Annotated in this window: 26 protein-coding genes; 16 read left to right on the top strand and 10 right to left on the bottom strand. The window is 59.0% G+C overall.

Features of this window, described 5'->3' with window-relative positions; genetic code table 11:
• Positions 1-140: 140 nt before the first annotated feature.
• Both ACXMDP_RS05975 and ACXMDP_RS05970 read right to left on the bottom strand, forming a co-directional pair.
• Positions 141-557, bottom strand: coding sequence for a hypothetical protein (locus ACXMDP_RS05975; RefSeq protein ID WP_457767133.1), 417 nt, complete (start codon positions 555-557; stop codon positions 141-143).
• A 988-nt stretch (positions 558-1,545) separates the two neighbouring features.
• On the bottom strand, positions 1,546-2,049 hold the full coding sequence (locus tag ACXMDP_RS05970) for a tyrosine-type recombinase/integrase (RefSeq protein WP_457767206.1): 504 nt from the start codon (positions 2,047-2,049) through the stop codon (positions 1,546-1,548).
• Between the two features lie 436 nt (positions 2,050-2,485).
• On the opposite strand from ACXMDP_RS05970, the gene ACXMDP_RS05965 reads away from it, so the two are divergent.
• From ACXMDP_RS05965 to ACXMDP_RS05955, 3 genes are all read left to right on the top strand, one after another.
• Positions 2,486-3,118 carry a hypothetical protein gene (locus tag ACXMDP_RS05965; RefSeq protein ID WP_457767132.1) on the top strand — a complete coding sequence of 211 codons (633 nt, stop codon included), beginning with the start codon at positions 2,486-2,488 and terminating at the stop codon, positions 3,116-3,118.
• 601 nt (positions 3,119-3,719) lie between these two features.
• On the top strand, positions 3,720-5,876 hold the full coding sequence (locus ACXMDP_RS05960; protein ID WP_457767131.1) for a VapE domain-containing protein: 2,157 nt from the start codon (positions 3,720-3,722) through the stop codon (positions 5,874-5,876).
• 358 nt (positions 5,877-6,234) lie between these two features.
• Positions 6,235-6,396 carry a tyrosine-type recombinase/integrase gene (locus ACXMDP_RS05955; protein WP_457767130.1) on the top strand — a complete coding sequence of 54 codons (162 nt, stop codon included), beginning with the start codon at positions 6,235-6,237 and terminating at the stop codon, positions 6,394-6,396.
• Between the two features lie 769 nt (positions 6,397-7,165).
• Here the strand turns inward: ACXMDP_RS05955 and ACXMDP_RS05950 are convergent.
• Complete coding sequence (locus tag ACXMDP_RS05950) at positions 7,166-7,441, bottom strand: tyrosine-type recombinase/integrase (protein ID WP_259729215.1); 276 nt, start codon at positions 7,439-7,441, stop codon at positions 7,166-7,168.
• 208 nt (positions 7,442-7,649) lie between these two features.
• On the opposite strand from ACXMDP_RS05950, the gene ACXMDP_RS05945 reads away from it, so the two are divergent.
• The 6 genes from ACXMDP_RS05945 (at position 7,650) to gltS (ending at position 12,668) form a co-directional block, all read left to right on the top strand.
• Positions 7,650-7,829: a hypothetical protein gene (locus ACXMDP_RS05945; protein ID WP_259729214.1), complete on the top strand. Its 180-nt coding sequence runs from the start codon at positions 7,650-7,652 to the stop codon at positions 7,827-7,829.
• A 528-nt stretch (positions 7,830-8,357) separates the two neighbouring features.
• The gene (locus ACXMDP_RS05940) at positions 8,358-9,467 is read left to right on the top strand and encodes a ligand-gated ion channel (protein WP_259729213.1); all 1,110 of its coding nucleotides are present in this window, start codon (positions 8,358-8,360) and stop codon (positions 9,465-9,467) included.
• A 438-nt stretch (positions 9,468-9,905) separates the two neighbouring features.
• Positions 9,906-10,667: a 20S proteasome subunit A/B gene (locus ACXMDP_RS05935; RefSeq protein WP_259729212.1), complete on the top strand. Its 762-nt coding sequence runs from the start codon at positions 9,906-9,908 to the stop codon at positions 10,665-10,667.
• Positions 10,668-10,710: 43 nt separating this feature from the next.
• Positions 10,711-10,887, top strand: coding sequence for a hypothetical protein (locus ACXMDP_RS05930; protein ID WP_457767129.1), 177 nt, complete (start codon positions 10,711-10,713; stop codon positions 10,885-10,887).
• A gap of 72 nt (positions 10,888-10,959) precedes the next feature.
• Positions 10,960-11,346: a hypothetical protein gene (locus tag ACXMDP_RS05925; protein ID WP_259729211.1), complete on the top strand. Its 387-nt coding sequence runs from the start codon at positions 10,960-10,962 to the stop codon at positions 11,344-11,346.
• A gap of 128 nt (positions 11,347-11,474) precedes the next feature.
• Positions 11,475-12,668 carry a sodium/glutamate symporter gene (gene gltS / locus ACXMDP_RS05920; protein ID WP_259729210.1) on the top strand — a complete coding sequence of 398 codons (1,194 nt, stop codon included), beginning with the start codon at positions 11,475-11,477 and terminating at the stop codon, positions 12,666-12,668.
• Positions 12,669-12,695: 27 nt separating this feature from the next.
• Here gltS and ACXMDP_RS05915 read toward each other — a convergent pair whose 3' ends face one another.
• The 6 genes from ACXMDP_RS05915 to ACXMDP_RS05890 all read right to left on the bottom strand — a co-directional run bounded on the left by ACXMDP_RS05915 (position 12,696) and on the right by ACXMDP_RS05890 (position 18,505).
• Entirely contained in the window at positions 12,696-13,976 is a 1,281-nt protein-coding gene (locus ACXMDP_RS05915) for a carbohydrate porin (RefSeq protein WP_457767128.1), read from the bottom strand.
• Positions 13,973-14,416: a hypothetical protein gene (locus tag ACXMDP_RS05910; protein WP_259729208.1), complete on the bottom strand. Its 444-nt coding sequence runs from the start codon at positions 14,414-14,416 to the stop codon at positions 13,973-13,975. Before ACXMDP_RS05910 ends, ACXMDP_RS05915 begins: the two co-directional genes overlap by 4 nt.
• Before the next feature lie 168 nt (positions 14,417-14,584).
• Positions 14,585-15,706 carry a baeRF11 domain-containing protein gene (locus ACXMDP_RS05905; protein WP_259729207.1) on the bottom strand — a complete coding sequence of 374 codons (1,122 nt, stop codon included), beginning with the start codon at positions 15,704-15,706 and terminating at the stop codon, positions 14,585-14,587.
• Positions 15,707-15,977: 271 nt separating this feature from the next.
• Positions 15,978-16,634: an SOS response-associated peptidase gene (locus tag ACXMDP_RS05900; protein ID WP_259729206.1), complete on the bottom strand. Its 657-nt coding sequence runs from the start codon at positions 16,632-16,634 to the stop codon at positions 15,978-15,980.
• Positions 16,635-17,116: 482 nt separating this feature from the next.
• Positions 17,117-17,845 (bottom strand): transposase, encoded by a 729-nt coding sequence (locus ACXMDP_RS05895; RefSeq protein ID WP_457767127.1) that lies wholly within the window; start codon positions 17,843-17,845, stop codon positions 17,117-17,119.
• Between the two features lie 51 nt (positions 17,846-17,896).
• Positions 17,897-18,505 (bottom strand): transposase, encoded by a 609-nt coding sequence (locus ACXMDP_RS05890; RefSeq protein ID WP_259729204.1) that lies wholly within the window; start codon positions 18,503-18,505, stop codon positions 17,897-17,899.
• 466 nt (positions 18,506-18,971) lie between these two features.
• On the opposite strand from ACXMDP_RS05890, the gene ACXMDP_RS05885 reads away from it, so the two are divergent.
• From ACXMDP_RS05885 to ACXMDP_RS05865, 5 genes are all read left to right on the top strand, one after another.
• Positions 18,972-19,136 (top strand): CsbD family protein, encoded by a 165-nt coding sequence (locus ACXMDP_RS05885; RefSeq protein WP_457766924.1) that lies wholly within the window; start codon positions 18,972-18,974, stop codon positions 19,134-19,136.
• Positions 19,137-19,178: 42 nt separating this feature from the next.
• Positions 19,179-19,343 carry a DUF1328 domain-containing protein gene (locus ACXMDP_RS05880; RefSeq protein ID WP_457766923.1) on the top strand — a complete coding sequence of 55 codons (165 nt, stop codon included), beginning with the start codon at positions 19,179-19,181 and terminating at the stop codon, positions 19,341-19,343.
• Between the two features lie 72 nt (positions 19,344-19,415).
• Positions 19,416-19,829 carry a CsbD family protein gene (locus ACXMDP_RS05875; RefSeq protein WP_457767126.1) on the top strand — a complete coding sequence of 138 codons (414 nt, stop codon included), beginning with the start codon at positions 19,416-19,418 and terminating at the stop codon, positions 19,827-19,829.
• A 399-nt stretch (positions 19,830-20,228) separates the two neighbouring features.
• Complete coding sequence (locus tag ACXMDP_RS05870) at positions 20,229-20,846, top strand: transglutaminase-like domain-containing protein (protein ID WP_457767125.1); 618 nt, start codon at positions 20,229-20,231, stop codon at positions 20,844-20,846.
• Positions 20,847-20,864: 18 nt separating this feature from the next.
• On the top strand, positions 20,865-21,026 hold the full coding sequence (locus tag ACXMDP_RS05865; protein ID WP_457767124.1) for a hypothetical protein: 162 nt from the start codon (positions 20,865-20,867) through the stop codon (positions 21,024-21,026).
• Positions 21,027-21,320: 294 nt separating this feature from the next.
• Here ACXMDP_RS05865 and ACXMDP_RS05860 read toward each other — a convergent pair whose 3' ends face one another.
• On the bottom strand, positions 21,321-22,220 hold the full coding sequence (locus ACXMDP_RS05860) for a neuromedin U (protein ID WP_457767123.1): 900 nt from the start codon (positions 22,218-22,220) through the stop codon (positions 21,321-21,323).
• A 238-nt stretch (positions 22,221-22,458) separates the two neighbouring features.
• Between ACXMDP_RS05860 and ACXMDP_RS05855 the strand changes: the two genes are divergently transcribed.
• Positions 22,459-23,682 carry an iron-containing alcohol dehydrogenase gene (locus ACXMDP_RS05855; RefSeq protein WP_457767122.1) on the top strand — a complete coding sequence of 408 codons (1,224 nt, stop codon included), beginning with the start codon at positions 22,459-22,461 and terminating at the stop codon, positions 23,680-23,682.
• A gap of 3 nt (positions 23,683-23,685) precedes the next feature.
• Positions 23,686-25,104, top strand: a complete 1,419-nt coding sequence (locus ACXMDP_RS05850) for a coniferyl aldehyde dehydrogenase (RefSeq protein WP_457767121.1) — start codon at positions 23,686-23,688, stop codon at positions 25,102-25,104.
• Positions 25,105-25,142: the final 38 nt, after the last annotated feature.

Raw genomic sequence — 25,142 nt, 5'->3', positions numbered from 1 at the left:
ACATCTGAAAACCATTGCCACCTCAGGCCTTTATCGAGTGTATAGCCTCTGACTCTAGTGCAGCCGCTAGTGTCTGCAGAACGGGGACGGGCCGAAGGAGAAGTCATTCCGCAGCGAGGGGTGCTGGGGCAGCTGCAGGATCAAGCAGCCGCCTTCCCACAGGGCCAGCAAATCGGCCAGGAACAGATCAGCCCTAGGTCCGTGGCCTGAACGTCCACATCGGTGAGAACCCGACCAAGCGAATCCGGCAGCACCTGCCAGACCAGCCGCGACAGCATGCCGGCGTAGGTGCACAGGGCAGCGCGGAAGAAGCACTTCGGCCGGGCTAATTCCAACCTGTGTTGATAACAGTTCTCCGGCTCCCCCACACCCCGGGGCAGATACACCTGCCGTCGGATGGTTCCATCGGGCAGTTCCAGCAGGATCCAGCAGTCGTACACCAGTTGCAGGCGTTTCCCGGCGTGAATAGCACGGAGAACGCGCAGTTGGAGGCACGGAAGCTTTCCGACTGTCAAAGAACTGATCACCAGGATTGAGCAGTTCGTGGCGGCGTACAACGGACCAAGGCCCCGTTCAGCTGGACCGCCACAGCGGATGTAATCCTTGAGAAGATCCAGCGACTTTGCTCGCAAATCACCGGGATGGGACACCACAGGACCTGCAGGAACTGCTGGAGCCCCCTGAGCCTGGTATGTGTGGCGTGGCATTAGCAGGGCGCACTGCGAACCAACCGGGTGGACGACTTGGTCCTGGGGATTGCGTACTTCACCAATCGACTCAACCTGAGCCAGTTCGAGGCGTCGAAGAGCATCAGCCGGGAGGCCTACGTCCGCATGATCGACCACGTGGAGGCGGGGATCCCACCAGGCTCGCGGACGAGCTGGTGCTGGGGGACACCCGGGAGCAGCTGGAGGAGCGGGGCAAGGCGGGAAGAGCAGGCGCAAAATCGGCCGGCCGGGGGGAGGGACATGTGTCCAAGCAGCACCGGAAGCTCACAAGAGCCGCCCAGAAGCGCCAGGGAAGGGCCTCCAGGGCATCGCGTGCGTGCAACCAGCAGCCCTAGAGGGGGCTTTCCGGGCCTCGCAGGGGCATGTGCCAGAAACTCGCACAGCCTCCAAGCGAGTCTCACGGGTCTACCACCACGAGACCACTCGACTCGGCAGAAGGGTCGCTTTACTCCTTTCGACCACCCAGAGCCTTGTCGACGCCAAGCCAGTCAGGCCAAGGGTTTTCAGAACTTTCCAGTGGCTTGGCGAAAAGAGGGACAAGGCGAAACTGCCGCCCACCTGGTTTCAAGGGATGGATGACGAGCGACCCATTTCCAACAGACCAGCCTTCCCTGAAGAGCTCACATACAGATGCGGGAGATTTTGGCAGAAAAATGCGAATGGTCTACGTCTACTGCCGTTCGTCTCGATCTCCCCCATGGGGTGGGCGGCCTTGGAAATGAGTCGAGATTTGACCCGATTGCGGCCGCACGGTCCGTATCCAAAAGGCCCCCTGCCCAATCCTTGGTGCGCTGTTATCCCAAGCTCTGCCAGCAAGTCAACCGATTGCTTCCAGCACCTCAGCCTCGGAGGCATCCAGGTACTCGCCCAGGCTGCCAAGGGACTTGTGCCCCGTCACCCTCTGCACCACATGAAGAGGAACGCCCCGACGCACCGCCGACTGCGCCAGCGAACGGCGGAAGCTGTGGGTGCTTACTCCCTGGAGACCCAGTGCTGAGCAAATTGAGCGAAGCGCCTTGTCTGCTGCCTGCCGGGTCATCGGCTGGGTTGTGCTGCCCATCGCCGGGAACAGCCGTTCGCTCGGGGCAGGCTGGTGACCGTGCTCATCCGTCCAGGCGATCCGGTAGGCAGCGAGTGCCTCGGCTAGCCGGGGGGAAGTCGGCACCTGTCTGGTGGTCTTCGTCTTCGTGGTGGCGCGGCGGAAGCAGACGACGCCGTTCAGATCCGCCCAGGTCAAAGCCAGGGCCTCACTGATCCGGGCAGCGGTCCAGCGTTGGATAGACCAGAGGGCAGCGTATCGGGGTGAAGGGGCGGCCTTGATCAGGGCGTCGAGTTGCTCATCACTGAGGGCGGCGGCTTTGCCGTTGCGATCGACCTTCAGGAGCGCCTCCCAGACCCTCCGACCCTAGTTGCTGTTCTCGTATAAGAGCAACCTCTAGTGGTGGGATGGGTTTCTGCCGCAATGGCTCAGGGACCGTGAACCAGCCGCCCTATTGCGTCTCAACTGGGCGCAACTACTGAGAATCAACCGAGGTCGCTCTCATCGCCATGGGCCATACACGTAACTGGATCTCCTATGCGCATGAGGCTGTTCCATGGACTGAACCAGCCAAAGCAGTCGAGCTTCACCTAAAGAATAGATATGGATTCTGCCAGTGCCCCTTTACCTAGTCTGCAACGCTTTCACAAGCCACGCAAAGAGACAAGAGACGAAGTAGGTGTAAGCACAGAAGGTGGAGGCCTGCTGCACCTAGCCTTTGGCAGATGTTGCATACTCATCCCCAATGGAGGAAAGTGATTGTGAAGACTTCCTCATCACAGACGGAGGTCGATCCTTGGAAAAAGTCACTGATGTTCGCCACCTTTCGGACTATCTCAAGCCAGACAAGGAGGGCAACACCCTCATCAGGAAAGAGTTGCCGAGAGTAAAAGCCGCTCTTAAGAAGATTCCAGATGGAACTCTTGAGCAGGTGACAGTTTCAAATCGATGGAAAAACCACTATGACACCACAACCCACCCAGCCAGGCGTGGAAGGAGAAACAAAGAACGGATAGGAGGCTATGGGAAAAAACGATCAGAAGAAGTGAAGATTGGCCTCCACAACCAAGAACTGAACATGATCAAAGCACTGGCGACCAAGTTTGGCTGCTCGGAAGCAGAGGCGATAAGGATTGCCATCCATGAGACACAAGCCCGCATGAGAGAAGGCAAGCTCCAGAAGCTATACAGTGACCCCCACTCAACCCTGCTAACAGCATCGGAATCCAAAGTTCTCTGGGTTAGGGATCAGATCGAAGCAGGAGACTGGCGAGAACCGAGTAGATGGAGGAAGGACAGGCAAGAAGAAGAGGACCGTTTCCTGAGTCAGCGGTGGGGGTGGGAGCTCTGAACAAGACACCCCTGTTGAAACAAGGGCCAGATGAACCAAGAACTACTCGGGCGCAGCGGGTTTGAGAGGGAGGCAAGAGAGGTTGCCACCCTAAGGGGAACAGTGCCCAGAGGAAGGCGAGCCGGCCAAAGGAGGGGCCTAAGTCGCCCTTGTCAGGTTTCCAAACCTCTGTTGCAGGCCCATCGACAGGACCTAATTCAACGACCACCGACTCCGAAGGAACCAACCCTTTAGCCAACCTCTGTCAGAGGCATCAAGATCCGAATCGGCAAGGCTGGTTCATCTCCAGTTTCACGGATCTCCTCATACGGGGCCCAACGATCCAAATCATCAACACGACAACTTAGTTTCTCCCCGGAATGTGGACGCCGGAAAAAGATCGCACTGATTACCAGTGGTTTCACCTAATCGGTGAAGGGGGTTCGGCTGGTCACCGGCCCCTTTTTCTTTGATCTGCCACTTCTAAGCCGCGAGATCGGGACTAGCGGCCACGCATCACGACCATCAATACGAAGCTGCACAGCGTGATGCCTGGGGTCGAACCCCTCTGCCTTCGATTCGCCCAACTCTCAGTAGCTGGGTGAACCACGACCGAAGCCAAGTGCCTATTCTATTTTCCTCTCAGCCTAGTGTAAAGAACAAGCCGGAGAAAGCCCCCGGCGCCCTCTTGGCTCAAGGTTGGCAGCCATCTTCAGAAGGAGCCAGCTTCCCTGACCTGCTGAGATGCCTCGAGAGCGGCCATGCCGTAGTCACAAGCCACCTGGATCTCGGCAAGCGTAAAACGGAGAACTGGAGGGGCAGCCAGCTGGTCTTCCTGGACTACGACAACCCACCCAACCTAACCTGGGACCAGGCAAAGGAGCACCCCTTCTTTCGTGAACATGCCATCTTCGGCTATACCACCCCCAGTCATAAAAAGCCGTGGAAAGGTGATTGGTTCCGAATTGTCGGACAGTTCCCCGAGGCCATCAGCGACCTGGACCAATACAAGCGGCTGAGGAAGGAGCTTCAGCCTCTCTTGCCTGCTGAGGATGACCCAGCGTGCCACAATCCCGTGCAGCCGATCTACGGCAACAGCGAAGGTGAATTCCACTGGTTCGATCTTAACCAAGGGAACACGTTTCCGATGGTGGAAACAGTGAACACCACCCAACGAGTTCTCACAGCTGCTGGGCCCTGGACTGCTAATGACAGACAGAAGGCCCTACTTTGCCTAAAGTCTCTGCCTACTCGTCAGATCGGGTGTAACACCTACCAAGTGGCGTTCAAGGCTCTGTGCGCTTTGGTCCACGAGTTCGGACCAGAGGAAGCGGAGCTAATCATTGATGAGGCCGATTGGCGCGGCGAATGGGATGAGGAGGGCGGCGGGTTAACCGCCAAGCTCCACGAGATCGCAACGTCGAGATCTGAAGGAGGTCTTCGTCTTGGCAGCCTGATCCGAATGACCCAAGAGCACCTTGGCACACAGATCGATGAGCTCCAGAAACAATCACGACCCACACCCACTCTAACTATGAGTATCGAGACCGACTTCCAATTAGAAACAGCGCGACGAGCTCAGATTGACAAAGCCCAGAGGCAAAAGGAGGAGCTCACCGCATCGATGGGAAAGATCAGCCACCAGCTGACGCCTGTCGAGGTTCTCAGGTCAGTTTCCAAGCACCTCCCGAATGTTCGCCTCAATATTCGAGATGGTTCGATCCTGAGCGATGCGGGGCTAATTTCTGCCAACCAAGTCAAGTACCTCTACCTGAAGTTCTCGACCGATGAGGAGCGGTGGCCCAAGGAAGGCACGACTGACGCGGTCTACTTCTTGGCACACGAGCACGCATTCGACCCTGTGGAGGAATACCTGAACAAGGTCCTGAAGGACGTGGAGCCGCTACCAAGTGAGCAGTGGAGCCACCTTGACCAACACCTCCTTGGCATTGAAGACCCCATCGCTGCGAGGTTCCTGCCGCGTTACTTGGTTGGCGCCGTTGCTCGGGTGTTCGAGCCTGGTTGCGATGTACGGCAGACACCCGTGTTGATTGGCCCGCAATGGAGAGGCAAGACTGCTCTAGGGCGAATCCTGTTCGGCAAGGACCTCTTTGTTGAGGGGATCGGGAAGCTCGACCGTGATGCCCTGATGAAGTCACACACAGCTTGGGGCGTGGAGCTGGCAGAACTGGATGGGGTCTCCCGACGCTCAGATCAGGAGAAACTGAAGGCCTTTCTCTCAGAGTGCTCGGACGTGTTCCGAGCTCCGTACGAGCCCAAAGATGAGCGCCACGATCGTCGCTTCGTGTTCTGGGCAACGTCGAATGCTCCACCACTACAGGACCCCACAGGCTCCACCAGGTTCGTGTGCATCTCCCTTCCCGATGCAATGCTGCCCCTTGAATGGGTGGAGGAGCATCGGGACGCCATCTGGGCAAGAGCGGCGCAGCAATACTTGGATGGCTTCGAGTGGAGGCGGGTGGATGAAGAAGAGCGCCAGTTGATTGCCTCCCGCAACGACGAGCACCGGGCCGACGACCCCTGGGTTGAGATCCTGGAGACGTTCTTTGCGGGTCGCTCCTCTGGCTGCGACTGGGAGGGAAGCTTCTTACCGGTCACGGCCAACGATCTCTTCAAGCACCTGGAGATACCCATCGAGCGGCGCAATAATCCTCTCTGCCGTCGCTTGATGCAGGCTGCTGCCGTGTGCGGCTGGGTGAAGGAACGGAGACAGGTGGAGGGAGTCAGGAAGGAGGGGTACTGGCCGAAGGAGATGTAAATCCGCAGCGAGGGGTGCTGGGGCCTGCTGCCATAGCGGTGGCACCCCTCTGCCACCCCTCTGCCACCCCTGTGACACATCGACAGATCCCTCTCGTTGCAGGGGGTTTGGCCCTCCTGCCACCCCTGCCACCCCTGCCACCCCTACTTAAGAAGAGTAAAAGAAGAGTAGATGGGATGGACCCCCAGCCACGAGGGGGCGAAGGGAGGACAAGCGTGGAGCCATTTCGGGGTGGCAGGGGTGGCAGCGCCTGAGATCCATTGCCCTGCAGTGGCTCTGCCGGATCGGGTCGGGGTGGCAGAGGGGTGGCAGAAACCCCCTGTGGCCTGGCAGTGCCGACCCGCGTGCCACAAACCGCATGATTCGCCACAACTTTGAGACCCTTCTGCTGGAGCGCAGCCATGTCAACCGCACAATCCAGGAGCTGCTGGAGCACAGCGACGTCAAGACGACCATGATCTACACGCACGTCCTCAATCGAGGGCCTGCGGGAGTGCAGAGCCAGGCGGTTCCTCTGTGAGCAATCGGAAGGATAGGCTGGCAGTGTTATGCAGGTATCCTCGGCTACACCTTTGAAGCCAAGGCCTGCAGCTGAAGGCAGCTGGGAGATTGGAGTACTTTGAGCAGGAGTGATGGGCTGAATGGGTCAAATGACTCGGCAGGATGGGCGTACCGTCGAAATAGAGTTGGGATGACCCTATGTACGATGGGCTTATATAAGCACTAGAGGAAGCGATGCAAACTGAGAAGCCCGTGAAGAAGACACCTTCCGGCCTGGCTCTACGTTTTGTTGCTGGAGCAGGCATGGGCGCTTTGATTACCGCTGTTCCATTCTCAGCTGGTTATGCATCTCAACTCAGCATCTTTCAGATCAGTCTCGCTGGGTTCGTAGTAGTCACTTCAGGGGTAATGAGCTGTCTTTGGGGAGATAAGTTTCTTGACACGGTTTCCAAGGCACTTGACTCCACGTCAGTGTGACTAACCTCTGTGGCTTGTTGCCATGTCGGTGACTAGGCGAGTCTCAGATAATTCTTGAATGTCAGTAATTTCTCCTCGACCGCCTATGGGCATCACAACATCAAGATTCAGCGGGCGCACCTATCTTGCCTTGCCAGAAAGTCTGGCTGTTCTGCGCCGCTGATCTTGGCGTTAGGCGGATAAATCGGCTCCGCTGACCGCGAATGAATCACTCACCCACAATTGTCTTTATACACAGCCCTAAGAGAGGTGCCGAACGCCCAGCACAGAGCGGCAAGGAGGCATGGCCAGATGATGCGGGTATGCATTGCTTATCGCGGGAGTTTGACCTCTTCTGCCGTGCGTTCACCGGTGATCGCAGCCAGCACCTCTTCATCACTGGTACTCAGGTATTCGCCAAAGCTGCCCAGCGACTTGTGGTCGGTCAGCTTTTGGACCACGTGCAGCGGCACTCCACGGCCCATGGCCGACTGGGCCAGGGACCGGCGGAAGGAATGGGTCGAGACGCCTTCAAGGCCAAGGCGGGAGCAGGTCTGGCGAGCACGGCAGCATGGCAGGCCTCGATGGCTTGGAACACCGGTTCCCACTCGACCTCGATCGCTAGCAACCTGCTGGCGAACCGGCCACCCACGTTGGCCTTGGTTTTGAGGTGAGCACCGAGAGCGGCGGCTGGCGCACCCTTCGCCATCCGCAAGGCTGAACCCTGCAAAGGTGAGCCCACAAGCCAGTCCCGCACTGCGCAGGGGTCAATATATCTCCTCAAAATAGCGTCAAAGAGCCACTGTTGCATTTCACTTGAAGAAGCTTGTTGGACCACTGCGTAGAGCATTGATCTATGGCCTGATCAGTTATGGCGGGCTTGTTCTGATCAACAACACAGAGCTGGACCTCCCGAATATGTGGATCGCATATCTGCTGATGTTTATCGGTGTCTATGTGTTGACGCAGTGGCTAGACAAGAAGCTTGGGGATTGAGTATCTCAGGAATGGGCTTCTCTTCATCAGTCGAAGACTAGACCGAGTTTGCAGATCACAACCATTCCACCAGACTCAATCGCGGTGCCGTTGGGGTGGAGCTGGGTCTTGAGGCCGGCCTCCAACAGCACTCGCTCGCAGGGAGCTAGGAGACAGTTGAAACGGCGAGAGAAGGAGCAACTTCTTCATTGCCAGCCAACGAGGTCGAAGACATATGCTTTCGTGTCGAAGCTCAAAAGATGAAAAAAGTCTGGCTATAGGGTCTGAGGACACCATTGTATTCAGGATTTCATCGTGAGTCTGTTTGGTAGAATGTTAGATCTAGTCTCCTCTTTCTCGGCCGTCTTCGTTTCGTTTGGTTGAAGGGTTTGGCTGTTACCGTTGAAGGATTGCTCATTTAACGCTGCGGCTCAGTCTAACCCCAAGCTGCCAGACACTTTGGTGACACCGAGGGCATTTACTGGAAATACTGCACGAGACTCTCTTTCCAGATTGTAACATGGGAGGATGCGCTGGACCCTGTTGTAGATGATTCGAAATCGAGGTGCTGGACATTGGCTGGGAATCCTGCTGTTCTCCCTGGGTGTCGTGCTCCTATCGGCGCTGCCTCTCTGGAGCGCTGGGCAGAGTGGGATTGTTCAGGAGCGGTCCTTGCCAGTCAATCCAGAACAGGAACTAGTTGCCACAAATGGGCTTGGAGTGACAGTCGGCGCTTATATCGAGAACTTACACAGTCTTTCCCTGAGACAGCGGATCTTCTCGGCTGAAGGATATTACTGGCTGGATTGGCCAAGGCCTGTTCAGGAACTTCTCGACTCAAATAAGATAAAACCTGCCGAGATGGTGGAATTAGTCAACGTGGTTAATTCATCAGCAGCGGTCATTGAGCCGGATACGGTTGAGTCAGTCGAACGACCTGATGGCCACTTCAATCAATTGATTCGGTTTTCCGCAAATTTCTACATTCCTACAGTCAACTTAAGGCGATCACCATTCGAGGAGTTGGTGTTGCCGGTGGTTCTTGAGGTTAAGCCGGATGCATTCTCACGCCAGCGCAGCAATCTGATCCTGTTGCCAGATCCGAATCCAACGAATAGCCGACTTGGAAGCTACGCATCAATAAATGGGTACGATATCAGAGATGTACGCTTCATATCATTTAATCACTCCTACGGAACGGATTGGGGCTTGGGCCAGGAAAATCTGAGCTTTTCACGTCTGGCAATTGCTGTGGCAATGAGAAGTGATCCATTTTCGAGCTTTGTAATCTGGATTCTGCCAGTCATCATTGTGATGCTGATTGTTCTGCTCGCGCCATCACTTGATGGGGAGCTTGGTGAGGTTCGTCTAGCAATCCCCTCGACCGCCTTGCTTACCTTAATTTTTTTGCAACAGGCGTACAAGTCTGAAATACCCTCGCTGAGCTATCTCACATTCCTCGATTCCATATATGCCTGCTCTTATGTAACTTCACTACTGCTCTTTATCCTTTTTGTATGGGGATCTAATGTTTACTCAGAAGCTGCAGAAGAGGACAAGGCTTCGGCCGTGATCAAGATCGACAAAATGGATTTAATTTTCCAAAGGGTAGCTCTCGCTGGATTCATTCTCGTAGGCATATTGGCCTGGTATAGCTGAATTTACAGAATTCTTTTGCATAAAACTAACTAGAACTTATTTCGGCCAACAATCTGATGTTCAGCCCTGTGATGGCAGCCCTTACATCCTCATGCATGCAATAAACGGCTGTCACTAGACATGGGTACGAATGGCTATTTCGAATGAGATAAATTCTCTTTTCCAAATCGCCCCAATGTCCCCTCAGGCACCTCCAGGAGGAGGCTCTGGCAGCTAAGCAGGCGCCCTGCCTAGGGACTCCTGAAAAACAGAGTATGCCAAATCGAGACAACTCCCCACGTACCCCTTGCTCCCAACACACTCTGTCCCGCACGATCAAGTCATGATCTTACACAGTTCCCTTCGGCCCAAGTAAATGTGTCACCGGACACCGGATGACCATTTGCGGTCAAGGCAGGGGATAGATTGAAATTGACTAAACTGTTAGCACTAGACGAGATGACCTATTGCATCGGTTACTGGCTGGAGCAGGGGCTGGTGCTTGTCTCCGATTCACGGACCAACGCGGGTGTGGACTACATCTCCAGCTACAGCAAAATGCATGTCTTCCAGCCAAGCCCTGATCGGCTGTTCGTGTTGCTCGCTGCGGGAAGCCTGGCCACAACCCAGGCCGTGATCAGTTGGATCAGCCGCGATCTCGACCGGCCTGCTGATCTTAAGGAAGGAGCAGGCAAGGATCTGCGCCACTGCGATTATCTTTTCGAAGCGGCAGCTTATGTCGGCCGCGTTAGCGTGGCCGTTCAGAAAGAAAACGAAGCGGCCCTGCGGGAGGCTGGGGCGAGCGGCGGAGCTTCCTTCATCCTCGGTGGACAGATCGGCAGCGAGCCCCATGGGCTCTATCTCATCTACTCGCAGGGCAATGCCATTAGGGCGACACGCGAAACGCCATTTCTGCAGATCGGTGAGAGCAAATACGGCAAACCGCCGCTCGATAATGTGGGGAATACCAACCTCTCCCTAGATGATGCCGCCCGGCTCTGCCTGGTCTCGGAAGTGCTCACCCAGCGCTCCAATCTCACCGTCGGTCCACCGTACGAACTGGTGATGATCCCCGCCGGCAGCTTGGCGATTTCCCACCAGATGAAGCTGGACGCCGACGCACCAGAACTTTCGGAGATGATCGAGACCTGGTGCGATGCCCAGAGGGAGGCTCTCTATCGGCTACCCCACTTTCCCTGGGAACGGGCCAAGCAAGCCTAAGCGCAAACGTCTGCACCATGATGAACGGGGCGAACTGCAGCCAATGGTCAGCATCAGAAACCTGGTTCATTATTTGCTCCTTGTGGCCTCTATCGGGATCACCCTGGTGATCTTCAATTTCTACTCCGGCACGATCGCAATTTTCACGGCCGCTGCCCTTCCGGCCGAGCTGCTCAACATTCCAGTCACCGCGCTGTGCCGGTACCTGCCCAGGGGATAGGCGATTGCAGCCGTCTTTCTTGGTGCATTGGAGCTCCTGAGCTACACCTTCCTGGCCCCTGCTGCTCCGCCCATGGCTGCCATTCGTACAATCACACCGATCCTGCTGACTGTCGTCGCAACGGCGGCGTCAAGCGTCTTCAGTGCGCAGGCCGGCTGCTGCTTCCTAATTCCGCTCGGTGGTAGTGGCGATACCGTCGTCTCGAAACGGATCGGGCCGGATCGGGCCCTCGGCAGCACGAACTGGAACACCGATTTCATTGTTGAGCTGCCGTTTCGCCGCTACCAATTCTTCTTCACTTCGGCTTCGAGCGAATGGCCACCTACCCGATCTCTGGCTTCATGCGTTGAACCGATAGAAGCAGTCTGCAGGTCATCAATGAAACGCCCACCTTTGAACCCGGCGTCGGCCGGAAGTTTGGGTCTTTCCAGGCCGTTTTTGGTAAACGTACGAATCTGATGAACTTGCGATTCGGCTCCGGCAGCAGGCCGGCAGCTCTTGGCTTCAGCTACCCTATCACGGTCCAGAGCTGTGAATGATGGTATACAGCCTGCCTGATCATTCTTTTGCCCTGATCCTGATCTCCCATGCACTTTGAGAGCTTCGCCACCTTCAACATCGCCATCGTGGTGTTGGCGATCGGTCGATGGCTGAATAGAAGAATCACTGTTCTACGTGAGTTCAATATTCCAGAACCCGTCACCAGTGGCTTGCTGGTCTGCATTCTGGTGGCCCTAATCCATGCCATAGCGGGCGTTGAGATCAGCTTCAATCTGCTCTCCCGCGATTTCTTGCTGCTCTATTTCTTTGCGGCGATCGGCCTCAACGCCGACATCAAGACCTTGCGCTCGGGTGGATGGCCCCTACTCATCCTCGTAGCGACCACCGTGGGCTACATGATCCTGCAGAACCTCACCGGGATAGGCATGGCCACGGTGCTGGGATTGAATCCACTGATCGGGCTGCTGGGGGGGTCGGTTTCCTTGCTCGGTGGCCACGGCACGGCCATCGCCTGGGCTCCTCGCTTCGCTGAAGCCCATGGCATCAGCAATGCATTGGAGATCGGCATTGCCTGTGCCACCTTCGGGTTGGTGCTGGCCTCCCTGATGGGCGGGCCGATCGCGCGGATCCTCATTCGCCGTCACAAGCTGAAACCCGCCCAGGCTGCGGGTTTAGCGCAGAGCAGCGAAGCGGTAGCTGAACGGGAGGCCGTGACCTATTTCAGCCTGCTGCGAACCCTTTTCTGGCTGAACATGAGCCTGGGTTTGGGGGAATTGCTGCATGAAGGTCTCAAGGCGGCCGGCAGCAACCTGCCCCTGTTTGTTTGCTGTATGTTCGCCGCGATCCTGCTCACCAACACGGTTCCGCGTCTGGGTCGCCTCCAGTGGCCCGCCGGCAGCTCATCCCTGGCGATCGTTTCCGACATTGCCCTGGGCATCTTCCTGACGATGTCCCTGATGAGCCTCCAGCTCTGGACGATCGCTTCGCTCGCGGGTCCCATCCTGGCCATCCTCGCCGCCCAGTTCGTGGTGTCCTTCCTGTTCGCCTTGTTCGTGGTGTTCAAGCTGATGGGCCGCGATTACGAGGCCGCCGTGATCTGCGCTGGCTTCGGGGGGATCTCCCTGGGGGCCACCCCCACGGCGATGGCTAACATGTCCGCTGTGGCCCAGAAGTACGGTGCCGCCAACCGGGCCTTCATCGTGGTGCCCCTGGTGTCGGGCTTCTTCGTGGACATCAGCAATGCCGTGGTAATCCAGCGCTTCCTGAACTGGTTCGGTTGATCCGGTTGCCCCCCAGGGGCGAAAGGATCAGAAGCGAAGCGTCGTCCGGATCAGTCCGGCCCACACCTCCAGACTGGCCCCTTCCGAGCTTCCAGTGAGGGCCCCACGCGGCCGGCTCAGCCAGAAGATCGCCGGCGTCACTGAGAGCTCATCACTGAGCTGGATTCGGTAGAAGAGCTCGAAGGCCAGCCCCCTGTCGTCGAGGCCGGCCTGGCTTGGCGTCTGGATCGCGACCACGTGCGCGGGGGAGCCGATGGCCCACCCCAGGCTGTTGCCCACCCCCAGCACATCGCTCCAGACCAGGCCGGTGTACCAGGAGCGGCTGCGCACTCCCGAGACGCCCGCCACCGCAGGGGTGCCGAAACGGAAAGTGTCCTGGCCCCAGCCGGCGCTGATCGAGGGGAGCCAGCCGGAGGTGCTGGGCTGCCAGTACCCCGCCAGCGACCAGGATCCGAGGTTGCCGTTACTGGCGCCGGCCGCCAGCTGGCTGGCCAGGGGGGTGCCCCTGAGCCTCACCTGGGGGCCGCTCAAGCTGTAGGCCCCGGTGATGTTCCACTGGGGACGGCTCAGGGCCAGCTGGAGGGTGCTGGTCTGGGAGGAGGACCCGGAGAAGAGGCCGCCTCCCTGCTCCGAGCCTCCGGCCCGGCCGGCCACGTAGGCGTAGCCGAGGCTCAGCCCCTGCAGCCCGCCCCTGGGTTGCCACCAGACCCCGAAGCCGCCACCGAGCCGTTTGCTGTAGGTGCCCGGCGATCCGGAGTACTGGAACAGATCCAGGATGGGGGATGGGGTGTAGACGCTCGGCCAGACGGGGAGCATGTCGAGCTGCATGATCCGGGGACCGAAGCTGACGCGGATCTCGGGGCTGAGCGGCAGTTGCAGGTACGCCCTGTTGATGCTCACCAGTCGGCCTGAGCACCCCTCCTCCCCGGCGTTGCAGGCCGGTTCCTGGAAGGCGACATCCAGCCGCGTCAGGGGGGTGGGTGGGTTGGAGAAGAAGCCGGAGGGGCCGAAGTCGCCACTGCGCAGGCGGATCCGGAACAGGTCCTGGCCCGTGAAACTCGTGTCGATCGTGAGCCGAGCGTCGTAGTTAACGCTGAGAGCGTTGAGGAGAGGGAAGCCAACGGCCTTGTTGGAATCCCCATCAACGGCGCTGCCGCCATAGTTAAGGGCTCCCATCACCGCATTCACCTGGGCATGAATGATGGTGGTGGGCGTGAAGTCCTCAGATTCCTGGGCCCTGAGCGGTTCGGCCGCCAATCCACCAGCCAGCCAGCTTGTTGTCAGCCACAGCAGCAGTCGGTAGATCAATGCATTCGAATCAGCAGGGCTGCAAGGGCCCAAGGCAGGGTAGGGGAGAACCATGGCATCCAGATCCGCTCCACCGTGCAGTTGATGATGAACCGCCCCGGTGCTTTCAACTCCGCCTGGGCCTTGCCGTGTGCCGCCTGGCTGGTGGTGTCGCCGTACTTCTCCACCATGCGCAATTGGTCGAGGTCATCACGGATGACGGGGACCTTCAAGAAGGCGAGGTTCATGGCGATGCTGGAGCTCTGGCAATGGCGCCAGCCCTCGGGCCCATCGTTGGACTGATCGAAGAACGGCTGCGCCACCGGATTGCCCCTCGCCGACGGCGGCTGTCCCGCAGGCTTCTCCCTGAACTTGAGCGCCCAGCTCGCCTGCTCATCGAGGATGTCGCCCCTGCCTTCCATCTCGGCGATCGAGCGATATAGGCCCCAGATGCCTGTCACCTGCTGGGGTTCACCCTTGAACTTCTCCCAGCGGGCCTAGTTATGTAGTGCCATCAAGTTGTTCCCGCTGATAAATGGGTGTGAGGGAGAGAGGGTGGTGGTGAACCGCTGGGTCAGACATCGGAACTCGCTGCCATTCCACCGACCTGGCAGGGCATGGCCAGTGGCTCAGAGGGCGTAACGCAGGATCGCGGCGACGCTGGCGTCTTCGGGCAGATCCTCCTGCCGAACCGCCAGCACCTCACCCCCCGAGAGCAGCACCCGCCGGGCGATCTCGTCGTACACGCCGTAGCTTTCTGCGCCGGCGGTCTCCGCCTCGTCAATGCGGCCGTCGGTCTCGTCGATCCGCCCGTTCATCACCCGGTCCATGTCCACCATCAGGCTCTGGACCGCTTCGAACGTCGCGGCTCGGGCGACTTGAGCCACATCGCTGCTGGCACGACCCTCGTTGCTGCGCACAGCGAACCGATCCCGCCAGTCGGCGATCCGCTGGCGGTTCAGCTCGTCGAGAACGTCGCGGGAGGCCTGGGCGAGCTCCGCATCGGAAAGGCGCTCCGGGCTGCCCTCGATGCCAACAGGCGCAAGATGGGGATATGTGTTCACTGAGCGGTAGATCGCCCCGAGGCTGTCGACAGCGGCAAGCACCAGCGGGATCATCTGGCCGGCCAAACGCTCCCGGAGCGCCTGATCCACCAGGCGGGCGTACTGGCGAAGCCGCACCTTCTTGCCTTCCGAGCCCGTGAGCCGGCCGCTGGGGGAACGGTCGTTAATGCTGGCCTTACCTGCCGCCGAGGCTGCATCAATGGGCAGATTTGCCAGCCGCACGTTCGCGGCCGGCAGATCGGCGGAAACTTCGATCAGCCGGACCCCGCCTTCCGCCAGCGCCAGCACGTAGCAGGTGTTGCCGAAGGTGGTTGCGCGGAGAAGGGGTTTGAGGTGGAACCGGTCAGAGACCGCCACCAGCGGTTCGACGGTGGTCGGTAGGCGGTAGCTGATCAGATTCTCCGGCGTGGCGTAGACCACCAGAGCGTGGGCCTGGAAGCGCCAGAACTCGTCGTCATCGATCAAATCATCGAAGGATTCGCTCAGGGCTTCCAATGCGGCCCGATCGGTGCCCGCGGCTTCCAGCTGGACGATCGCCTCACGGGCCAGGGCGCGGAACTCAAGCCGGTCGACGTCAGTGTCCGGGGTGATCGGTGTGGTGGGCAGCACGATCGACACGCTGGGATCGTTGCGGCGCCTGGCCAGCGCAGCGAGATCGTCGCGGGTGGGGAGATCGAGATGAAGCATGCCGCGCCAGGAAAAATCCAGTTCCAATTGTGACCTGTGATCGGTTTTCTGGCCGCTTGAATGGCGGAATGTTCGGTCGGCCGTGATGCGGATCCAAAACAGCTGCAATAGCCAGAAGGCACTGGGTGGTCTCACCCCTCAGCAGCGGCTGGCTCAAGTTGGAGGCATGAACAACATGGTGGGAAATCACAGCTAGACAAGAAGCTTGGGGATTGAGCACCTCAGGGTTGGGCTCCTATTCACCAATCGATGACCAGATCGATTTTGTAGATCACAACCTGTCGGCTGGAATCGCCTCCCAACCGGCGGGATCCCACGTGGCCATCAGCCCCTCCAGCGTCCGCAGCTCGGCTGCTGCTTCCGGCAGCAACCAGGCCTCTTCCAACCCATCAATGATCACCACCGGCATGCGGTCGTGGATCGGACGCAGCAGGGCGTTGGGGGTGGTGGTGAGGAGGCAGCAGGTCTGGAGTTCGCTGCCATCAGGTCCGATCCAGTGGTCCCACAGGCCGCCCAACCAGAACGGGGCGCCGTCCTGGCGGCGGATCCAGTAGGGCTGCTTCTTCCCTTTTGGGCCATGGCCTTCCCCTTCCAGCGGCGGCCGCCATTCGTAGAAGCCATCGGCCGGCAGCAGGCAGCGGTGATGGCGCCAGGGACCACGAAAGAATGGCTTCTGGCTCACCGTCTCGCTGCGGGCATTGATTGGCCGACTCTTGCCGCGGGTGTCCTTCAGCCAGTTCGGCACGAGGCCCCACTGCGCGTAGCCCACCTCCAGCCGGCCCTGCTGCTGCCGCTGGATCAGCAGCGGTTCGCCAGGCCGCACCTGCTGCCGGGGCTGGTACTGCTCGAGGAAACCCTCCGGCAGCGGACCCTTGAGCCTTGGCAGCAACTGATCGATCGTGCTGGTTAGCGAGTAGCGGCCACACATCAGCGGCGCCTGTGGATGCGGTTGGACTGCTTCCAATCTGCGTGCCCTGACTCCTTGCTGAGGGGTTTCGGGGGGAGCGAGTCTGAGGGGACCGTGCCAAACCCACGCTGCCTTGGATCGTCTGGACCCGCGACCGCTGGCGGCCCTATTCGCAGTCCTCTCGATTGGATGGTTGGGGCCGCTGCTAGGAGTTTGTTGCTCATACAGCAGCAGGCCAGCGATCGCAGCGAATTTCGTGCTGGCTGATCCTGGCGGCTACGGACTTTGGCTTCCTGCATTGAGCCCCATCGATGTGGAGCTGATGCAGCCCTGGCCAGGGCTTCTGTCTCTAAGCCCGTCGCTTTCACCAGCTCTTGCTGCTGTAAACGCGTGAACCGGAACAGCTTGAGCAGGTTGTGCATAGCGGCGATCAGGTGCCATTCACCGTCAACCTTCTCCAGGCCCCGCAACAGGAACCGCCGCTGGCCTCGGCCTTCCTTGATCTAGCCATTCACCGGCTCCACGATGGCCTTGCGTCGGGCGTAGATCGCTGCTCCCTTCTTGCTTCTCAGCTTGCGGACCATGCGGGTTCTGGCATCGGCATCCCTGGGGAGCGGCCCGCGTTTCGGCGGTGGAGGCTGGCCGTGAGGAAGTCGGCCGGTGGCGATATAGGCGTCGATGCCCTGATCGGCGCAGACCTTGACGTTGTCCTCGCTCCAGTAGCCCGCATCCATCGTCATCACCGTGGGCACGCCTCCGGCGCTGGCGCCGATGCGCTGCAGCAGGGGTTCCAGGTGCTCGACATCCGGCGGCTGGTTGCTCACGCCCACCGCCACGATCACCTGATGGTCGCTGTCCACCGCCACCTGACAGTTGTAGCCCTGCAGATGCGACCCGCCTGACTGCATCAGATGGCTGTCGGGATCGGTGAAGTTGCGCTGGGTCTTCCTGGTGGGGGTGCCATCGGCCTTCCTGGCCAGGCCACGCCTGGGCATCGCCTCCACAGCCAGAGGCTCCAGGTCCGGTGGTTCCACACCGGCGCTCTCGGCAGCCTCGATCGCCTTCGCCCTTGCAGCTTTGGCCTTGGCCTCTGCAGTCTCAGTCTTCTTGTTCAGCTCGGCCTGCTTAGCCGCTGGTGCATCCGATTCGCGGGCGGCAGTTGCGTTGCCCCTGGCCTCCTCAGCGTCATGTTGCCGCTGACGCGCTGTAGCCGCAGCGGTTTCTGCCTCCATCTCCTTACGGGCCTGACGGATGCGAGCCAGACGGTCCTGGCGCCGCCGAAGTTAATCAGGCAGATCACTGCCACGATTCCCCTTGCCGTAGCGACGATCCTCCTGGGCATCCAGGATTTCGGCCTTGCGCATCAAGGCGTTGATCTCCTGCTGGAGCTCCCTTTCCGCCCTGAGCATCCGCTCATGGCTAATGGCCTTTTGTTTCGAGGCATTGGCCTGAACCTTGGTGCCATCCAGCGCCACATGGCTCAGGCTCACCATCCCGGCTTTCTGACAGAGCCGCAGGATCCGAACGAACAGACCCTTGAGCGCGTCAAGGTTGCGACGCCGGAACTCACTGATGCGGCTGTGGTCTGGCTGCTGGTTGGCCGTCAGCACCCGGAAGGCCAGGTCCTCGTAGCAGCCTCGCTCGATCCTGCGGGAGGAGACGATGCCCACGCAGTACGCATCGAGCAACAGCAGCGTCATCATCCGCGGGTCAAAGCCCCTCTCCCCGCGGGGATCCTTGGCATGAGCAGGGATCATGATCGCGGAGAGATCCAGCTCATCCACCAGATCCAGCAGGAAACACACCTGATGGTCTTCTGAGAGCCAGTCACTTGCTGATGGCGGCAGCAGGGTGGTCTGCCCAGGCTGCCAGGGGCGGAAGGTCTTGGGCATACCCCATTCTCTCGCCCAGATCGATTGCAGCAACTCAGATCTGGGCGGTTACAGGGGCGTCTGTGGAGAGGCTGGCCGCGGTCTACGGGCAACAAACTCCTAACTTTTGGGCAGGTGCGTGGCCGTCTGTGGAGAAGGCGTAGCGCGATCAATGAGCAACATCCTCCTAGCTGCTCCCAATCCTTCCTTCATGGGGAGCGAAGGCGCAATGGCTGGTTTCGGGGAGTGCCCTGCATGGATCCACAGAAATGAAGCAGATCTGCTGATGATGCGCATCAATTCGCCCGGACCAGAAGATGGCTGAGGACTGTCAGCGATGCTGCAGATATAATGCAGGAGAACTAAAGGAAGACGAAAGATCATTGGCGAATCATCGCTCGTGTTCGTGAGCAGACTTAAAGAACACATCCATATCACATGGATGTGAACATCCACAAAGGAGTCAGTCATGGGTATGGGAAAAGACATGAAAGCCACCGCCAAGAACATCGAAGGCAAAGTTCAGGAGGCCACTGGCAACATCACCGGTAACAAGAAGGATCAGGTAGCAGGCAAGGTCAAGCAAGCCCAAGCAAGCGGTGAACATGCCGTGGAAGACCTGAAAGACTCAGTGCGCGACGCCACCAACTAAAAAGAGATCGCCCAGCTAGTTAACACCGCCTAGGAGTCCATCATGCTGAACTATGCCATAACCTTCTTTGTCATTGCAATCGTCGCTGCCGTCCTCGGTTTCAGTGGTATCGCCGGATCAGCTGCAGGCATCGCCCAGATCCTGTTTCTTGTCTTCCTCGTGCTTGCTTTGGTTTCATTCCTCACCGGCCGGCGCAGCGCGCTGTGAATAAGCATCTGAATCACAATGGTTCAATCAGATCATTGTGATAGGAGTTGATTTGTCGGCAACCCCTGATTATTGAACAATCCTGGGCAATCAGCATTGGTTGCCACGGACTTTCCTGCACTTGCGCCAAATCTCTTTCACCCCCTCGCCATCCTCACCATGATTAACCAAGCACGTTTTCTGCGTCAGCTGGCCGCCACTTGCCTTGGCTTGGCCTTCAGCCTGCTGGTGTTGATCGCCACGCCGGCTTTCAGCGCTCCCGCCCAGGCCTCAGGGGCCTTCACCCTCAGCGCCTTCGCCTTGCCGCTGGCCGCCACCGCCGGCCGCGTCAAGGCTGGCGCCAAGGACATTGAAGGCAAGACCCAGGAGTCGATTGGCAAGGTCACTGGGAACAAGGGAGATCGCCTCGCCGGCAAGGCGAAGCAAGCTGAGGCAAAAGGACGGAATGTTGTAGAAGACGTCAAGGGCAAGGCCGGAATGGGCTGAACCAGAAGCAGGAGCTCGGCCAGGCATCATCAACGATGATGCCTGGCCTCTTACATGTTGAAGCCTTTTGCGCATAGACCAACAGGCTCCTAGGCTGAGACCAACGATTCCGCGTGTGTTCCCGTCGACCCCTCAGACTTAAGCGACGGACAACCCATTCCCCAAGAGGCCCAGGCTTTGCAGATTCACGTGGGCTACGAGCTGATCTACCGGTGCCCGAAGCCCACGCCGATGATTCTGACGCTGAGCATCAATGACAGCCGCGCTTCGGACCTGATCCAACCGGACCTCATGGAGATCACCCCAGCGGTTCCGGTGCAGACCTACCGGGACTCCTACGGCAACCGCTGCAGCCGGATCCTGGCGCCCGCCGGCCTGATCACGCTCAGCGGCAACGGCGTGGTGGCCGACAATGGCCTTCCCGACCCGGTGCTGCCCTGGCTTGATCAGGAACCCGTGGAGGCCCTGCCGGAAGAGGTGCTTGTGTTTCTTTTGGGCAGCCGTTATTGCGAAACCGACCTGTTGTCGGAGACGGCCTGGCAGCTCTTTGATGCCGTGCCACCGGGCTGGAGCCGTGTGCAGGCCATCTGTGATTTCGTGCATCATCACATCAGCTTCAACTATTGCCAAACCAGTCCGACAAAAACAGCCCATCAGGCGTATCAGGATCAGGTTGGCGTTTGCCGTGACTTTGCCCATCTCGCCATCACCCTCTGCCGCTGCATGAACATTCCTGCACGCTATTGCATGGGCTACATCAGCGACATTGGCGAACCCCAGCCCTATGCGGAGATGGACTTTGCCGCCTGGTTCGAGGCCTACCTGGGTGGTGAATGGCACACCTTCGATCCCCGCAACAACAAGCCACGGATTGGGCGCATTCTGATCGCCAGAGGCAGGGATGCGGCCGACGTCGCCCTAACCACCAGCTTTGGCCGGGCAACCCTGGAATCCTTTAAGGTCTGGACGGAGGAGTGGAACGGAGAGGAAGGCCAGCTGGCCAACCTGCCAAACTGAGGGAGAAGCAACCAAGCAATGACCTACCGCGTCGACATCCTGCTGAAGGGTAAAGTTTGTTTGACATGGCTCCCAAGTTTTAGTGGAATGAAACTGAATCAATCGACAATGCCGTTGCAGGTGATTGAATCAAAAGCGAAGCAATCAGTGTTGCCGAAGACAGGACGCCACATTGTTTGAGAATTGCCAAGAGAGGCAGCAGCATCTTGACGCCTCACCACCAATCATTAAGAGCAGAAAGTGAGTGGCTCAATGTGCAGTTCACGATCAAAATCATTACTGTCGATCGAATACTCTCTCCCGGGACTAATAGTTGAGATGGGCCAGAGAGTTCTCAATCTGCTGGTCATCAAGTTGTCTGCATGCTATCGCGCTTCGGCGCTGGAGGCCGAGGGGCCTAATGCTGTTGGGCGGTCAGCATGCTCGCATAGGGCACTTGTGTGGACTAGTAAACATATAGTCCGAAATCTGATCTTACCTCGGAAAAAGGAACTGAAGCTGTGCCCTTAAACTCCAGTTTCCAGCACCATCCGGTTTGACCAGATTCCAGAAAGCCTGCACGGAAGCGTTCACTTTCTGGTCGCCGATCGCGAAAATCCGGCCAAATCCGCCACCAATTGGTAACGTTAGAGGCTCGTCACCCGATTCCGCTTCCCAGTTGGCGGTGATGATTGGAGAACTCACCAGATACCAGCCATTGGAGAGATTGTAATTGATGAAGGGTTGAACAAGCATCTGATTGACATTTCTGCGATCTGGAGATCCAGCAAAGGACCAGACATTGTTTCCCACCGCACCAAAGACCATGTGCTTGGTGGTTACAACCACGACCGCTGCTGGTCCTGCGCTCCACTTACCCTGACCAAGGACATCTTGTGTCGCTGTCGGCAGCACAATGGTTGGCCCCACACCCCAGGTGATTCGGCTATTCGTTAATGGAGTGAAAAAGAATTGGGGATTGATGTCACCCAGGCCAAATTCGCTCTGGCGACCAGTGGGCGACGTGGGTTGATTGATAACGGGAACGATGGTACGGGTGACCAGCAATAGACTCTTGCTGAGAGGCACCGGAATCACGGGCTGAATGTTGAGCACATTCAGAGTGCGCTCTCCCTGCGGACCAACGCCGAAAATAGTGTTGTTCTGCAGTGGCAGGCTGATCAAGTTGGAGATTGGATTTTGTGCGGCCTTGGCGAGGTCTTCCGTGGCTTCTGACTCACTGACCTTGCCCATAGACTGCGGGATCACCGGGTCGCTCTGCGGTTCGGCCTGGGCTGTGGTCACAGGTACTAAATCCCTGTTGATGGTCAGGGGCTGGCGCAGGTTTGCCGGGATGGGGCTGGCATTCGCTGCAGGCGTGAGCGCCAAAGCCATCAGCAGCATCAAGGGCCTGGTAAGTGCCATTTCTCCCTGGGATGATGGGGGCGTCTTCATCCGAATCTGTCCGAACATCAGTCTGGAGCAATGCATGTTAGATTACGAGAAATTACCAGTGGTGTACGCTAAAACAAACTGATGGCTGCATAATGCATCATCAAAAATCTACCAAATCCAAATGCTATCTTCTATTCTGTCTTGATGACAGCGGTCATGAAGCACATAAGTTGATCACATGACACATCTGCTGGCACGTCTCAGGGTCCGCGCTCTCGGAGTGGTTGCACGACTTTTGCCTGCGCCGACGCCGTTCATGCTGACGGGGCCGGGCTCGTCGCTCGAGCTCGCCCGATTGATCGCCGACTGCGGGGCTCGCTCCGTTCTGGTCGTGACCGATCGCGTGCTCGTCGAGCTTGAGGTGGTCGCCCCAGTGGTGAACGCACTGAAAGAGTCTGGCCTCGCGGTGACGGTGTTCTCGGAGGTCGAGCCGGATCCGACCATCGGCATCGTCATGGTGGGAATCGAGCAGCTCCGCTCTTCGGGGGCGACAGCGGTGCTTGCCATCGGTGGTGGCTCTCCGATCGATGCCGCCAAGGCCATGATCGCTTGCCATGCGAGCGGCCGCCGTCCGGAGGAACTGGATGGCTATTTCAAGGTGGGGCCTCCCGTGATTCCGTTTTTCGCCGTTCCAACCACGGCCGGCAGCGGTTCGGAGGTGACCGTCGCTGCCGTCGTCTCTGATCCAGGGACCGGGCGGAAATTCGCCATCGTCGACAACCAGCTTGTGCCGGCGGCGATCGCACTCGATCCGAACCTCATGGTCGGCCTGCCTGCGCGGGTGACTGCAGCCACGGGTATGGACGCGCTCACGCACGCGATCGAGTCGTACCTCTCCACACTCTCCACACCAGCGTCGAGAGCCCTGTCCACGGCGGCAGCGCGCGCGATCTTTCGCGATCTTCAACAGGCTTGGCAGAACGGTCGCGACATCCATGCGCGGCAGAGCCTTGCCAAGGCGTCCTGCCTTGCTGGCCTCGCCTTCACCAGGGCGAGCGTTGGCTACGTCCACGCCATCGCCCACCAACTTGGCCCGCTCTACCACCTCCCGCACGGATACCTCAACGCGATCTTGCTTCCCTACGTGCTCGACTTCTACCTGGATGGCGCCGCCTCGCCGATGGCGGAACTGGCTCGTGCCTGCGGACTCGGCCGCGACGGCGACGACCCCCGCTCTCTCGCCGCCAGTCTCATCGTTGCGATCCGCCAGCTGAACGCCGACCTCGGCCTGCCTCCAACAATCGAGCAGATCGCAGAGGCAGACATCGCAGAGATCGTCAAGCGTGCGTTGGCTGAGGCGCACGGGACTTACCCAGTGCCGACATACATGTCGGCCAACGACTGTGCGACCGTGGTGCGACGCGCAGCTGGCCGGGCCTTGGCCGCGAAGGGGGGGGACTGAGTCATGCAGGCCACTCCCCTCACCTTTGCCCAAATCCTCGTGCGGCAGCAGGCTGCCCAACGGGCCGATCCGTACCCAGATCTCCAGCGACGCAAGGGACATCTTGCAGCGCTGCATTGCTTTCTCCAGGAGAACGAAGCAGCGATCATCGCGGCCATCAAGGCCGACTTCGGCGACAGGCCGGAGACCGAGACACGCCTGCTCGAACTCTTTCCGGTGCGTCAGGGCATCCGGGACGCCACAAGGCATCTCGCTAAGTGGATGCATTCACAGCGCCGTTCGGTCGACCATCTCATCTTTCCCGGTGCCAGCAACCGTGTGGTCCCCCAGCCTCTCGGGGTGGTGGGCGTGCTCGTTCCCTGGAACTTCCCGATCCAGCTCTCGTTCGGCCCGCTCGTCGACATCCTTGCCGCTGGCAACCACGCCATGGTGAAGATGTCGGATCGATCCGGCCAGCTGGCGCGTCTCCTGATCGAGGTCTTCCCGCACTATCTGCCAACCGAGAAAGTTGCCTTCTTCGAAGATCTCGGACGCGGCCCAGAATTCTCGTCACTTCCGTTCGACCACATGTTGTTCACCGGCTCGGGCGGCGTCGGGCGCGCCGTGATGGCCTCCGCTGCGGCGAACCTCACTCCGGTGACGCTTGAACTCGGTGGCAAGGCCCCGGCAGTGGTCGCCCCCGACTTTCCCCTCGCGACCGCCGCCCAGCGCATCCTCTGGGCCAAGTGCATGAATGCTGGCCAGGTGTGCGTCAATGTCGATTATCTCTTCTTACCCGAAGGGAGCATCGACGCATTCGTCTCCCACGCGAAGCGTCTGGTCGCAGAGCACTACCCAGACCTGAACGGACCTGATTACACAACGATCATCGATCAGCCCGCCTTTGACCGGCTGCTCGCGACGCTTGAGGATGCACAGTCCCGTGGAGCAACCGTCATCAACCTGACGCCGGATCAACAGCTTGATGCAGCTCGCCACAAACTCGCTCCGCACATCGTTCTCGGGGTGAACGACGAGATGACAATCATGAAGGAGGAAATCTTCGGGCCGATCTTGCCGATCAAGCCGTATCGCGATGCCGCAGAGGTTATCGCCTACGTCAATGCCCACGACCGCCCGCTCGCCTTCTATCCGTTCACCAACGACGGACGCCTGGCCCAGCGCTACATCACCGAGATTCTCTCGGGCAGCGTCGGCATCAATGAAGCGATCGTACAGGTGGGGCAGCACGACCTGCCGTTCGGCGGTGTCGGCGCGAGCGGCATGGGCCACTACCACGGCTACGAAGGATTTCTGACCTTCTCAAAGCTCCGGCCGATCTTTCGCCAAGGGCGCATTTCTTCCATCCAGGCGTTCCTGCAGCCGCCCTACGGAAAGCGCGCAAAGAATGTCTTGGACTGGATGTTCAGGCTGCGGGGCTAGCAGCAAAAGCCGATGAAGAGACCCAGGCCATTGATCCG

It is taken from the genome of Cyanobium sp. ULC065 (assembly GCF_977927515.1).
Note: the sequence above shows the minus strand (reverse complement) of the source record. Positions and strands in the feature narration are given on the sequence as shown.

Bases quoted from the DNA above. Each gene is read 5' to 3' on its own strand.
- gltS (WP_259729210.1), top strand. From the start codon at position 11,475: ATGCACTTTGAGAGCTTCGCCACCTTCAACATCGCCATCGTGGTGTTG.
- ACXMDP_RS05880 (WP_457766923.1), top strand. From the start codon at position 19,179: ATGCTGAACTATGCCATAACCTTCTTTGTCATTGCAATCGTCGCTGCC.
- ACXMDP_RS05935 (WP_259729212.1), top strand. From the start codon at position 9,906: ATGACCTATTGCATCGGTTACTGGCTGGAGCAGGGGCTGGTGCTTGTC.
- ACXMDP_RS05895 (WP_457767127.1), bottom strand. From the start codon at position 17,845: ATGGAGGCAGAAACCGCTGCGGCTACAGCGCGTCAGCGGCAACATGAC.
- ACXMDP_RS05925 (WP_259729211.1), top strand. From the start codon at position 10,960: ATGGCTGCCATTCGTACAATCACACCGATCCTGCTGACTGTCGTCGCA.
- ACXMDP_RS05855 (WP_457767122.1), top strand. From the start codon at position 22,459: ATGACACATCTGCTGGCACGTCTCAGGGTCCGCGCTCTCGGAGTGGTT.
- ACXMDP_RS05905 (WP_259729207.1), bottom strand. From the start codon at position 15,706: ATGCTTCATCTCGATCTCCCCACCCGCGACGATCTCGCTGCGCTGGCC.
- ACXMDP_RS05890 (WP_259729204.1), bottom strand. From the start codon at position 18,505: ATGCCCAAGACCTTCCGCCCCTGGCAGCCTGGGCAGACCACCCTGCTG.
- ACXMDP_RS05865 (WP_457767124.1), top strand. From the start codon at position 20,865: ATGACCTACCGCGTCGACATCCTGCTGAAGGGTAAAGTTTGTTTGACA.
- ACXMDP_RS05860 (WP_457767123.1), bottom strand. From the start codon at position 22,220: ATGGCTTTGGCGCTCACGCCTGCAGCGAATGCCAGCCCCATCCCGGCA.
- ACXMDP_RS05900 (WP_259729206.1), bottom strand. From the start codon at position 16,634: ATGTGTGGCCGCTACTCGCTAACCAGCACGATCGATCAGTTGCTGCCA.
- ACXMDP_RS05940 (WP_259729213.1), top strand. From the start codon at position 8,358: ATGATTCGAAATCGAGGTGCTGGACATTGGCTGGGAATCCTGCTGTTC.
- ACXMDP_RS05850 (WP_457767121.1), top strand. From the start codon at position 23,686: ATGCAGGCCACTCCCCTCACCTTTGCCCAAATCCTCGTGCGGCAGCAG.
- ACXMDP_RS05955 (WP_457767130.1), top strand. From the start codon at position 6,235: ATGATTCGCCACAACTTTGAGACCCTTCTGCTGGAGCGCAGCCATGTC.
- ACXMDP_RS05930 (WP_457767129.1), top strand. From the start codon at position 10,711: ATGGTCAGCATCAGAAACCTGGTTCATTATTTGCTCCTTGTGGCCTCT.
- ACXMDP_RS05885 (WP_457766924.1), top strand. From the start codon at position 18,972: ATGAAAGCCACCGCCAAGAACATCGAAGGCAAAGTTCAGGAGGCCACT.